Below are 10,785 nucleotides of genomic sequence, written 5' to 3'. Positions count from 1 at the left end.
AATGAATACATATCTTCTTCTCAATTCTCTTTCGGGTGGTGGTGCAGAACGGGTTGCAGTGAATCTGTTTAAAGCCTTAAACTTTAAAAAAATTTCCCTTCTGGAAAAGGAAGTGAAGTATGAAATTCCAGAAGAAAAAATTGAACATCTCTCCAATCATACTACCAAAACAAGCTCTATCTACAAAACACTCTTTATACCTATATATGCTTTAAGACTTTCAAAAAAGTTAAAGGCTCAAGATATTGTTCTTTCCATGCTTGAAAGGGCAAATTATGTTAATATAATTGCCTCCCTTCTCTCAAAGCATAAATCTATAATTTCTATCCATACGTCGCAAATGTATGGAAGGCAAAGGTGGCACCCTTATAATTTTTTTAATAAACTACTCTATCCTAAGGCAAACCTTATTATTACAGTTTCAAAATCTATAAAAGCAGAGCTTGAAAAGTTTTATGGATTGCCAGGGGAGAAAATAAAAGTAATCTATAATCCAGTCTATTTCAACGAAATACAGGAGAAAAAGGAAGCCTTATTAAATGAATATGAGCCGATATTTAATAATCCTGTTTTAATAACCGCAGGGAGGCTGACCAGGCCGAAAGGTCAATGGTATTTGATTAGAATCTTTAAGGCTTTGAAGGAGGATTTTCCAAACTTAAAGCTTGTAATACTTGGAGAAGGAGAGCTAAAAGGTTATCTTGTCAAACTCTCTCAAAACCTTGGGCTAAAAACCTTTGTATGGGACGAAGGCAGGCTTTCTGAGGATTTTGACCTTTACTTGCTTGGTTTTCAGAAAAATCCATTCAAGTTTATAGCAAGGTCTGAGCTTTTTGTCTTTCCAAGCCTTTGGGAGGGCTTTGGTAATGTTATTGTTGAGGCTATGGCTTGCGGGGTGCCTGTAATTTCTTCTGATTGCAGGTCTGGTCCAAGGGAGATTCTTGCACCAGAGACAGACTTTGAAAAGCAGACCAAAGAGCCTGAGTTTGCAAGCTATGGAGTGCTTATGCCTCCTTTTGAGGTAAAATATAAAGAAGCAAAAGAGCCTTTTGAGGAGAGGGATCTTATGTGGGTTGAGGTGATAAAGAGGTTTTTGAAAGATGAGGAATTAAGAAGAGGCTATGCCCAAAGAGCCGTTGAAAGAGCTAAGGAGTTTGATATAAAAAAAATTCTTGAAGATTGGATGGAGGTCTTAAATGATTAATTTTGACGACTTAAAAGCAGGGAAAGAGAAAATTTGTGTAGTTGGGCTCGGATATGTAGGGCTTCCTCTTGCTTTTTATCTTTCCAAGTCTTTCAAAGTAGTTGGGTTTGATATAAATACAAAGCGCATTGAAGAATTAAAATCAGGGATAGATTCAACAGGGGAAATTACTAAAGAGGTTCTGAGTAAATGTAAATTAGAATTATCTTCAGATGCTTCGGTATTAAAAGAATGTAGAGTAATTATTATTGCAGTTCCAACCCCTGTAGATAAACTTAAAAATCCTGATTTGTCTTTTTTGAAATCAGCTTCTAAGCTTGTTGGAGAAAATCTTACACCTGGGAGTGTTGTAGTTTATGAGTCAACAGTTTATCCTGGAACTACGGAAGAAGTCTGTATTCCTATCTTAGAACAGGCAAGCGGTTTAAAATGGAAAAAGGATTTTTTTGTGGGATATTCACCTGAAAGAGTTAATCCAGGAGATAAAGAGCACACTATTGATAAGATTGTGAAAGTTGTTGCAGGAGATACAGAAAAGACAGCTGAACTCCTTGAAAGGATTTATGGGAGTATAACAAAGGTTTTTAGAGCAAGGGATATAAAGACTGCTGAAGCGGCGAAGGTTATTGAAAATATTCAAAGGGACCTAAACATCGCTTTGATGAATGAATTTGCTTTAATTTTTCACAAGCTCGGCTTAGACACTAAGGAGGTTTTAGAGACAGCCTCCACAAAGTGGAATTTTCTTAGATTTGAACCAGGCTTAGTTGGAGGACATTGTATTCCTGTTGATCCTTATTATCTTGCTTACAAATCCTTGGAGTTGGGCTATGTTCCAGAGCTTATTCTTGCAGGAAGATCAATTAATGAGTATATGACGATATATATTTCCCATCAGGTGGTGAAACAATTAATAAAAGCAGGGAAGCAGGTTAAAGATGCCAAAGTGCTTGTTCTTGGAATAACCTTTAAAGAGAATGTTCCAGATGTTAGGAATAGCAAAGTTGTAGATATGATAAAGGAGCTTACTGATTATGGCATTTCAGTTTTTGCATATGACCCTCTTGCAAGAAAAGAAGAGGTTAAGGCAGAATACGGAATAGAGCTTATTGAGGATTATAAGGTATTTGCTCCTTATGATGCTATAATTTTAGCTGTTAGACATAAAATATTTTTAGACTTTTTTAATCTGGAAACATTATTGTCTTTAAGTAGTAACCCACCTATTTTATTTGATATAAAGGGAGTTTTTGATAAGGAAGAAGCTTTAAGTAAAGGGTTTATATATTGGAGGTTATAAAAAAGTTGTTTTTTTCTGAAGCTTAAGATCTGCAAATACTGGGTGTAACGAATTCGTAATTTAGGAAGCTTTGAAAATGTGCCGAATAGCAGGATTTTGGGACTTTAATTATAAGGGTGAATACTCTTTAGAAGAAGTTGCCATAAGCATGCGGGACTCTCTTGCCTATGGTGGTCCCGATGATGCAGGGGTATATCTTGAACCTTCCTATGGGCTTGCCCTTACCCACAGAAGGCTCTCCATTCTTGACCTCTCTCCCGCAGGACACCAGCCTATGGAATTTGAAAATTTTGTGATTACTTACAATGGGGAAGTTTATAACTTTAGAGAAATAAGGCAGGAGCTTGAAAAAGAGGGCTATAAATTTTTCTCCAACTCAGACACTGAAGTAATACTTAAAGCTTTTCATAGATGGAGTTTTGAAGCGGTGCATCGTTTTAGGGGTATGTTTGCCTTTGCCCTCTGGGATAAAAAAGAGAAAAAACTTATACTTTGTAGAGACAGGATTGGGGTAAAACCTCTTTATTATTACAATAAAAATGGTCTTTTTATGTTTGCTTCTGAGCTTAAAGCCTTTCATAAACACCCAAAGTTTAAAAAAGAGTTAAGTCCCTTAGCCCTTTCTTTGTTTCTTCAATATGGCTATATTACTTCCCCATATAGCATATTTGAAGACACCTACAAGCTTGAGCCTGGGCACTTTCTGATAGTTGATGATAAGGGCAAGCTCTTAAAGTTTGCCTATTGGAAGGTTGAGGATTATTTAAAAGAGGAAAAGCTAAAAGGCACAGAGGAAGAGCTTGCGAAAGAGCTTGAGAGTATTCTCACGGAAAGTTTTAAACTAAGGCTTGTTTCCGATGTGCCTGTTGGTCTTTTCCTTAGTGGTGGATTAGATAGCTCTACAGTCTGCGCCCTTTTGCAAAAGGAAAGCACGAAGCCTTTAAAGACCTTCACCATAGGCTTTTATGAGAAAGATTACAACGAGGCAGAGTATGCCAGAAGAATAGCCAACTATCTTAGCACAGACCACACAGAGCTATACTGCACTCCAAAGGAAGCCTACGAGATAATTCCAAACCTTCCTGAAATTTACGATGAGCCTTTTGGAGATTCTTCTGCCATACCCACCTATCTTGTCTCAAAGCTTGCCAAATCTCAGGTCAAGGTTTCTCTCTCTGCAGATGGAGGAGATGAGCAATTTTGTGGATATACCCAGTATAGAATAGTTGGCGGAAGAATAAAAAAACTTAATAAAATCCCTTTTCTTTCTGCCTTTGCCTTTGCATTAAACTTAATCAGTCCAGACCTTGCTTTAAGAGTTTATAAAAGGTTTTCCTTTATGCTTCCAAAGTGGACTAATTTCAGGGATAAATACATAAAACTCAGAAATGTTTTAAAGCACAGGGATATAAAGAGCCAATATGATGTGTCCAATAAATATTTTCTTGAAGAGGACCTTTCAAACCTTGGTCTTAGTTCTTTTCTTGAAACTCAGACCTTTTGCCTTGATAATGTCCCTGTTGATGACTTAACTTACATGATGTATTACGACCTTAAGACCTATCTTCCCGATGATATACTTGTTAAGGTTGATAGGGCTACCATGGCTGTTGCCCTTGAAGGAAGAGAGCCATTGCTTGACCACAAGATAATTGAATTCACTTTAAGGCTTCCTGTGGAGTATAAATACAGGAATGGCAAGAGTAAATACCTATTGAGGAAAGTGCTTTACAAATATGTTCCCAAAGAGTTTATTGAAAGACCAAAGATGGGGTTTGGGGTTCCCGTTTATGAGTGGTTTAAGACAGAGCTTAAAAGTCTTTATTTGGAATATTTAAATCCCGATAGAATAAAAAAAGAGGGGATTTTAAATCCTTTGGAGGTTGAGAGGTTGCTAAAGGGATATTTTGAGGAAAAAGGAATAAATCATAATAAGCTTTGGCTTTTGTTTGTTTTTGAACTTTGGAAAGAAAGATGGCTATGAAATGGGACATGGTCTAATGGTAGGGGGAGATAAAGTTGAAAGGCTTAAAATTGTTTTCTCATCCAACACCTCTTTCTCCCTTTACAACTTCCGCCTTGGACTAATGAGAAGACTTAAAAATCTCGGATACGAAGTGATAGCAATTGCTCCAAAAGATGAGTATACAGATGAGCTTTTGAAGGAAGGGTTTAAATATTTTGAGGTTAAAAATCTTTCTCGGAAGGGTAAGAACCCTTTTAATGACTTAAAACTCCTATGGGAATATATTCGGCTGTTTAAAAAAATAAAGCCAGATCTTGTGATAAATTACACTATTAAACCCAATATTTATGGGGGGCTTGCCGGAAAAATTCTCGGAATCCCCTATATCAATGTGGTAACAGGGCTTGGTTATGTCTTTGTGAGGGGAGGAGCTTTGGCTAAATTGGTAAAATTTTTGTATTGGCTTTCTTTCAGAGGAAGTAATTTTGTAGTTTTTCAAAATACAGAGGACAGAAAAGAGTTAAAAGGAGTTATTCCAGAAAATAAGGTAGCTGAAATTCTCGGATCTGGAGTAAACACAGAGTATTTTTCACCTTCTCAGTGTAAGGAGACAGAAAAAGATAGATTTATCTTTCTTTTTGTGGGAAGGTTTCTCAGAGATAAAGGAATTCTTGAACTTGTTTCCGCAGGAAAGCTTCTATATCAGAAAAGAAAAGATTTTGAAATCTGGCTTCTCGGCGGATTGGATAAAGGAAATCCTGAATCTATATCAAATGATGAACTTGAAAAAATTGAGAAACTTCCCTTTATTCAAGTTTTACCTTTTGCCAGGGATGTAAGACTCTTTTTGTGTAATTGTGATTGTATGGTTTTGCCTTCTTATAGAGAAGGATTGCCAAAAAGTCTTCTTGAGGCTATGGCTATGGGGAAAACGGTTATTACAACCGATGCTCCAGGATGTAGAGAAGTTTGTTTGAATGGTGTAAATGGTTTTCTTGTTAAACCAAAAGATATTGAGAGTCTTTATAGAGCTATGCTTGAAATGCTTGAGCTTTCTCAAGAAGAGAGATTAAAAATGGGAAAAGAAGGAAAAAGGCTTGTTGAGGAGAGGTTTAGTGAGGAGATAGTCATAGAAAAGTATTTAAGTTTAATTAAAAAGATTTTGTAATTTTTTTATAAAATTTTAAGCATCTTTGTTCCAAAGACAACAAAGCATAGACTTCTTAACCCAGGAAAGATCCCCTTAGAGATTATAGAGGTTCAAGTGGGTGAATACCTGGAGGAAGATGATATTGTAAGATTTGAGGATAAGTATATGAGAGGGGAGGGGGTGAAAGGTGAGAGGTGAGAGACGAGAGGCGAGGGGAGAGGGGAGGTTCAAAAGATATTGACATATTATTTCCTGCATAAGTTCAGATCCTTACAAGAAAAAAGGAAGGGTGGTAAAAAGAGGAATTAGATATCTATACAAGGGAGGCTTTACAAGTCTGTAAAAGTAACACAGGCAATCTTGCCTGTGGAGGTAAATTACACTTCAAGGTATGAAAGAAACACATACAAGAATGTCTGTGCTACAACAGACCCACAAAAAAATTCAAGGGGTATTAAATTTTAAACCCTTACTATTTAAGTCTCAAAAGACCTGGAGTCATATATTTCCTTGTAAGAGAGAAAATTTTATGTTAAAATTTCTTTATGAAAAAGAAAGAAATCCTTAAAACTATTATCAGAGAATTTCACGCAAGTGAGATACCCTCTCTGGTGAAAAGAGATGTAGAAGTTCCAATTGCCTCAGGAAAGATTATTTCAATAATTGGACCGAGGCGAAGCGGAAAAACTTATTTTCTTTATCAACTAATTAGCACAATCGTTGAATCGACATCAAATAAAGAAAACATCTTATATATAAATTTTGAAGACGAGCGTCTTGATCTGACAACAGAGGAATTAGACTTAATCCTTCAGGCATATAGAGAATTGTATCCAGAAATAGACCTCTCAAAAGCCTTTTTCTTTTTTGATGAAATTCAGAATGTTAATGGATGGGAAAAATTTATACGGCGGATATATGATAGCATTACAAAAAATATATTTATCACAGGCTCGAATTCAAAAATGCTTGGTGATGAAATTGCTACCTCTTTAAGAGGAAGAACATTAAAGTATAAAATATTACCTCTGTCTTTTAAGGAGTTTTTAAGTTTTAAAAAATTTAAAATAACTTTACCTCAAGATTTTTATGATTCTAAGATCAAGGCAAAAGTTATAAATTTATTTAAAGAGTATATGCTTTGGGGAGGATTTCCAGAGATAATTTTTCAACCTGAAAGTATAAAAATGAGAATTCTTCAGGAATATTTTGATGTTATGATATATAGAGATTTGATTGAAAGATACAGTATCAAAGATACATTTGTGCTTAAGTATTTCATAAAGCGGGTAGCAGAAACAGTTTCAAAATCACTTTCAATAAATAAAATCTATAACGAAATTAAATCTCATGGTTTAAAGGTAGGTAAAAATATTCTTTATGAGTTTCTTGAGTATCTTGAGAATGCTTTTCTTATAAGAAAGATAAAAAAGAAAAGTCATTCAGTGCTTCGCTCTGAATTTTCAGATAGAAAGGCTTATTTTATTGATAATGGGATTTTAATAGCAATAAATGTCTTTGAAGGGCAGGATTATGGGATCCTTCTTGAAAATTTAATTTTTAGAGAACTCTATAGAAAAAGTAAGAACTTATTTTTTCATAAAGAAAAGAAAGAGTGTGATTTTATATTAGAAGACAGCTTTCCCATACAGGTTTGTTTTGACTTCAGTGATCCTGCAGTAAAAAAGAGAGAGATAAAGGGGCTTGTTGAGTGCTGTAGAAGATTTAATTTTAAAAAAGGATTAATTATAACTTTTGATGAAGAAGATGTTCTAAATGTTAACGGGTATACTTTTACAGTAGTTCCCGCATATAAGTGGTTACTTAAAAAATCAGTAAATTAATATACATTTTATCATCAATGCAGGAATAGTCCAGTGTATCTGTTCCAGGCCGTTAGTTTTCTTCATAAGAATTAATCTTTTTTAGGATCCTAAGGAGGGGGGTTCAGAAGTTTCACGATAATAAAGAGCCAATCTTTTCAAAAGAAAGATTTAATACCTCACCAAAGCATTCCAAGAAGCCACAGAGGAATCCTATTTTTAACTGGAATTTCAAGGTCATCTGAGATCACAAAGTCTGCTCCTTTGTGTTCTTTTTTTCTTCCTCCTACCTCAAGTTTTATATTATTTACCATATAGTCATACTCACCTTCCTTCGAGCTTGCAAAGACTTCATATTTTTCAGAGAGACTATATACCACAAAGGCCTCCCGGGCAGATCCAGGCTCTCCTCTGTAACAGTGATATACCGAGGGGTCATTAATAAACATTTTAGCTCCCTTAGATAAAACACTTTTATCGCCTTTTTTTCTTACTATTTTAAAAAGTTCAAGAGCCTCTAAAAGGCTTAAAAGATGGTAGAGCTTTTCTTTTCCAATATGCCAGCTATTGCAAAGCTTGGTAATATTAATAGTAGGAACTGGTGAGCCAATTAAATACCCAAAAACTGCATACATAAGTCTTAGATAATTACTTTGAAGCTGAGGCATAAGAGAGGGAATATCGTAAAAAATACTCTTTTCAATAATTCCCTGAATGCGTTTGCAATATTCACCTTCAACAAAAATAGGCCTTGTCCCAGAAGAAATATATTCTCTGAAAAACTTTAAAATATTTACTTTTCTCACAAGTTCTAAATGATCTTTTTGGAAATTAAAAAACTCAACAGGGGGAACAAAAATCTCAGAGGTTAGATAGATGTAATCTCTAAAAGAAAGAAGAGGTAGCCTTGTCTGAACAAATCTTCTTGAAAGGTCAGCAACCCCCATTTTTAAAAGAAGACTACTGCTACCACTTGCCCAAATATAGTGATGGGGATAGTCATCATATAAAGCCTTAAGATGTAAACTCCAGTCCTTGGCATAGTGAACTTCATCAATAATAACTCCTTCATATCCATGGGAAAAGATCTTTTGCACAACTTCATAAAGGGGAAAAGTTAATAAAAAAGGATGATCCGCAGAAAAATATAGGAAAGGCTTTTCTCGGGAAATAGAAAGAAGAAATGTAGTTTTACCTACACCTCTTTGACCGTAGATAAGGGCTCCTCTTATATTTTCAAGATTAAGATTTTTATAATAAGGGCGCAATCTATGGGGAAGAGATAGCTTGAGCTTAGCATGAGTTTCCTCTAAATGGGAAATAAGCTTTTCTAGATTCATAGTTCTATTATAGAACTTTTTCAAAAATTTTTCAAGATTTAGTTCTGTTTCAGAACTAAAAATTAAAATAAAAGTTCTATGAAAGAACTATTTTGATGGGTTTAATCACAAGTTGATGGGTTTTGAGGGTAAATAACTTTTCCTACTCTTTCAATATGGGCTTTGAGATCTGGGGCAAGGAGTTCGTATTTGGTTAAATCAATTTTTTCAAGAAGGTCAAGTTCTTCAAGTTCAGAAAGAAGTTTTAAGTATCTGGAAAAATCCATTTTAGGGGCTATGATGGCTATGTCTATATCTGAGCCCTTTTGATGGGTGCCCTTGGCTCTTGAACCATAAAGGATGGCCCTTTCAATTTCAGGATACCTGGAGAAGACCTTGATTATCTTTGAGAGTTTTTCCTTGGAAAGGCCAAAATTCATACCCTTTCTTTCTCAGCAAGTTCTTCAAATTTTTGAAGAAGTTTTTTAAATTCAAAATAGAAGTTTTGAAGGATTTTTTTTAAAATTTCTTCAGCAGTTTCTTCATTATAAGTGTGTGAGCTTAGATTTCTTGCTGAAATCATCTGAAGCCAGACCTCAGCATCTTCAATAAGCCCGTATTTGAATCCCAATTTTAGGGCATCTCTTGACCCTCTTATTTCATAAAGCCCCTGATAGATAAGATAGTCTCTTATGAGATTCCAGGAAAGCTCATAAGTGTATTCAAAAGCCTTTATTACTCCCTGTTTTTCAAGAGGGGAAAGGTCTCTTTGATGGGAAAGCTCTATGGCCTCTTCAAGTTGTTTTAAGGCCTTTTTAAAATTGGAAAACCTCTGCTTCCATCTTATGTCCTGATTTACCTTTTTCATTACCATTTAAGGCGAACTTTTACCCCTCTTTGGGCTAAATAATCTTTGATTTCTTTTATAGTATATATTCCATAATGCACCATTGAAGCAATGAGGGCTGCATCAGCTTTGGCTCTGGTAAGCACCTCATAAAGGTGTTCGGGATGGCCTGCTCCACCTGAGGCAACAACAGGAATCTTTACAGCGGTGGCAATCATCTCCGTAATGGTTAGCTCGTAGCCTTCCTTTGTTCCATCGGCATCAATAGAGTTAAGCACAATCTCTCCTGCCCCGAGGTTTTCTGCCTCCTTTGCCCACCACAGCGCATCAATCCCCATGGGCTGTCTTCCACCTTTAATCCAAACCTCATACCCTGAAGGAATTTTGGCTGATCTTTCTACTTTTTTTACATCCATTCCAAGAACAATGCACTGGGATCCAAAGGCTTTAGCCCCCTCATAAATAAGCCTGGGATTGAGAACGGCTGCAGTGTTCACCGAGACCTTTTCTGCCCCTGCAAGAAGAACCTCGCGCATATCCTCCACGGTGCGAATGCCTCCTCCCACAGAAAAGGGGATAAAAATACGCTCAGCTGTTCTTCTCACCACATCAATCATAATAGGGCGATGCTCCGCACTGGCAGTAATATCATAAAAAACAATCTCATCTGCCCCATCAAGATAGTATTTTTCAGCCATCTCAACAGGATCTCCAACCTCAATATTATCCTTGAATTTTACCCCTTTTGTGGTTTTTCCCTCCTTCACATCAAGACAGACAACTATCCGCTTGCTAAGCATTTTTCCTCCGTTCTATCCCTCCGTTTCTTTTAATAGCCATTCCTCAAAGGGCTTAAAGATAATTTCTACAGGTATTTTGGCAATACAAGGACAGGTGTAACTATGATTTTCTTTGATAACTCTTTCTGCTTCTGAAATAAGGGATTCCCGAGTTTTCACCATCATAATAGCCTCTTCTGAGGAATCAATTTTTCCCTTCCACCAGTAATGGGATCTAACCCCTGGATAGATATTTACACAGGCACAAAGCCGCTTTTCCAGAAGAATTTTTCCAATTTTTTCTGCTTCCTCAGGCGAAAAGGTAGTTACATATAGAAAAACTATTTTCTCCATCTCGCCCCCCTTTTATGTAAAATCTTTTTAATTATTTTTGGAA

At 36.0% G+C, this 10,785-nt stretch carries 10 protein-coding genes and 1 pseudogene; 6 read left to right on the top strand and 5 right to left on the bottom strand.

From position 1 onward, the window contains the following. Position 1 precedes the first annotated feature (1 nt). The 6 genes and pseudogenes from THC_RS05920 (at position 2) to THC_RS05900 (ending at position 7,464) form a co-directional block, all read left to right on the top strand. Positions 2 to 1,204, top strand: a complete 1,203-nt coding sequence (locus tag THC_RS05920) for a glycosyltransferase (protein ID WP_068514710.1) — start codon at positions 2 to 4, stop codon at positions 1,202 to 1,204. Continuing rightward, positions 1,197 to 2,504, top strand: coding sequence for a nucleotide sugar dehydrogenase (locus tag THC_RS05915; protein ID WP_068514708.1), 1,308 nt, complete (start codon positions 1,197 to 1,199; stop codon positions 2,502 to 2,504). Before THC_RS05920 ends, THC_RS05915 begins: the two co-directional genes overlap by 8 nt. Before the next feature lie 76 nt (positions 2,505 to 2,580). Further along, positions 2,581 to 4,488, top strand: a complete 1,908-nt coding sequence (gene asnB / locus THC_RS05910; RefSeq protein WP_068514705.1) for an asparagine synthase (glutamine-hydrolyzing) — start codon at positions 2,581 to 2,583, stop codon at positions 4,486 to 4,488. Next, the gene (locus tag THC_RS05905) at positions 4,454 to 5,638 is read left to right on the top strand and encodes a glycosyltransferase family 4 protein (protein WP_082706333.1); all 1,185 of its coding nucleotides are present in this window, start codon (positions 4,454 to 4,456) and stop codon (positions 5,636 to 5,638) included. The genes asnB and THC_RS05905 overlap by 35 nt, the downstream gene beginning before the upstream one ends. Positions 5,639 to 5,656: 18 nt before the next feature. Then, positions 5,657 to 5,818, top strand: a pseudogene (locus THC_RS09780) (hypothetical protein); the annotation flags it as partial. 347 nt (positions 5,819 to 6,165) lie between these two features. After that, entirely contained in the window at positions 6,166 to 7,464 is a 1,299-nt protein-coding gene (locus THC_RS05900; RefSeq protein WP_068514701.1) for an ATP-binding protein, read from the top strand. 158 nt (positions 7,465 to 7,622) lie between these two features. On the opposite strand, the gene THC_RS05895 is transcribed toward THC_RS05900, so the two are convergent. The 5 genes from THC_RS05895 to cutA form a co-directional block, all read right to left on the bottom strand. After that, entirely contained in the window at positions 7,623 to 8,783 is a 1,161-nt protein-coding gene (locus tag THC_RS05895; protein ID WP_068514697.1) for an ATP-binding protein, read from the bottom strand. A 101-nt stretch (positions 8,784 to 8,884) separates the two neighbouring features. Then, positions 8,885 to 9,202: a nucleotidyltransferase domain-containing protein gene (locus THC_RS05890; protein ID WP_068514693.1), complete on the bottom strand. Its 318-nt coding sequence runs from the start codon at positions 9,200 to 9,202 to the stop codon at positions 8,885 to 8,887. Next, the gene (locus THC_RS05885; RefSeq protein ID WP_068516676.1) at positions 9,199 to 9,630 is read right to left on the bottom strand and encodes a nucleotidyltransferase substrate binding protein; all 432 of its coding nucleotides are present in this window, start codon (positions 9,628 to 9,630) and stop codon (positions 9,199 to 9,201) included. The genes THC_RS05890 and THC_RS05885 overlap by 4 nt, the downstream gene beginning before the upstream one ends. Next, positions 9,630 to 10,409 carry an imidazole glycerol phosphate synthase subunit HisF gene (gene hisF / locus THC_RS05880; protein WP_068514690.1) on the bottom strand — a complete coding sequence of 260 codons (780 nt, stop codon included), beginning with the start codon at positions 10,407 to 10,409 and terminating at the stop codon, positions 9,630 to 9,632. The genes THC_RS05885 and hisF overlap by 1 nt, the downstream gene beginning before the upstream one ends. Positions 10,410 to 10,421: 12 nt before the next feature. Continuing rightward, positions 10,422 to 10,742, bottom strand: a complete 321-nt coding sequence (gene cutA / locus THC_RS05875; RefSeq protein ID WP_068514687.1) for a divalent-cation tolerance protein CutA — start codon at positions 10,740 to 10,742, stop codon at positions 10,422 to 10,424. Between the last annotated feature and the right edge of the window lie 43 nt (positions 10,743 to 10,785).

The sequence above is a fragment of the Caldimicrobium thiodismutans genome (assembly GCF_001548275.1).
In the GTDB taxonomy this organism is placed as follows: Bacteria; Desulfobacterota; Thermodesulfobacteria; order Thermodesulfobacteriales; family Thermodesulfobacteriaceae; genus Caldimicrobium; species Caldimicrobium thiodismutans.
The sequence above is the reverse complement of the archived record's forward strand: the minus strand, read 5'-3'. Positions and strand labels throughout refer to the sequence as shown.

Coding starts and splice junctions, on each gene's coding strand:
- hisF (WP_068514690.1), bottom strand. CDS start 10,409: ATGCTTAGCAAGCGGATAGTTGTCTGTCTTGATGTGAAGGAGGGAAAA.
- THC_RS05895 (WP_068514697.1), bottom strand. CDS start 8,783: ATGAATCTAGAAAAGCTTATTTCCCATTTAGAGGAAACTCATGCTAAG.
- cutA (WP_068514687.1), bottom strand. CDS start 10,742: ATGGAGAAAATAGTTTTTCTATATGTAACTACCTTTTCGCCTGAGGAA.
- THC_RS05915 (WP_068514708.1), top strand. CDS start 1,197: ATGATTAATTTTGACGACTTAAAAGCAGGGAAAGAGAAAATTTGTGTA.
- THC_RS05890 (WP_068514693.1), bottom strand. CDS start 9,202: ATGAATTTTGGCCTTTCCAAGGAAAAACTCTCAAAGATAATCAAGGTC.
- THC_RS05920 (WP_068514710.1), top strand. CDS start 2: ATGAATACATATCTTCTTCTCAATTCTCTTTCGGGTGGTGGTGCAGAA.
- asnB (WP_068514705.1), top strand. CDS start 2,581: ATGTGCCGAATAGCAGGATTTTGGGACTTTAATTATAAGGGTGAATAC.
- THC_RS05885 (WP_068516676.1), bottom strand. CDS start 9,630: ATGAAAAAGGTAAATCAGGACATAAGATGGAAGCAGAGGTTTTCCAAT.
- THC_RS05900 (WP_068514701.1), top strand. CDS start 6,166: ATGAAAAAGAAAGAAATCCTTAAAACTATTATCAGAGAATTTCACGCA.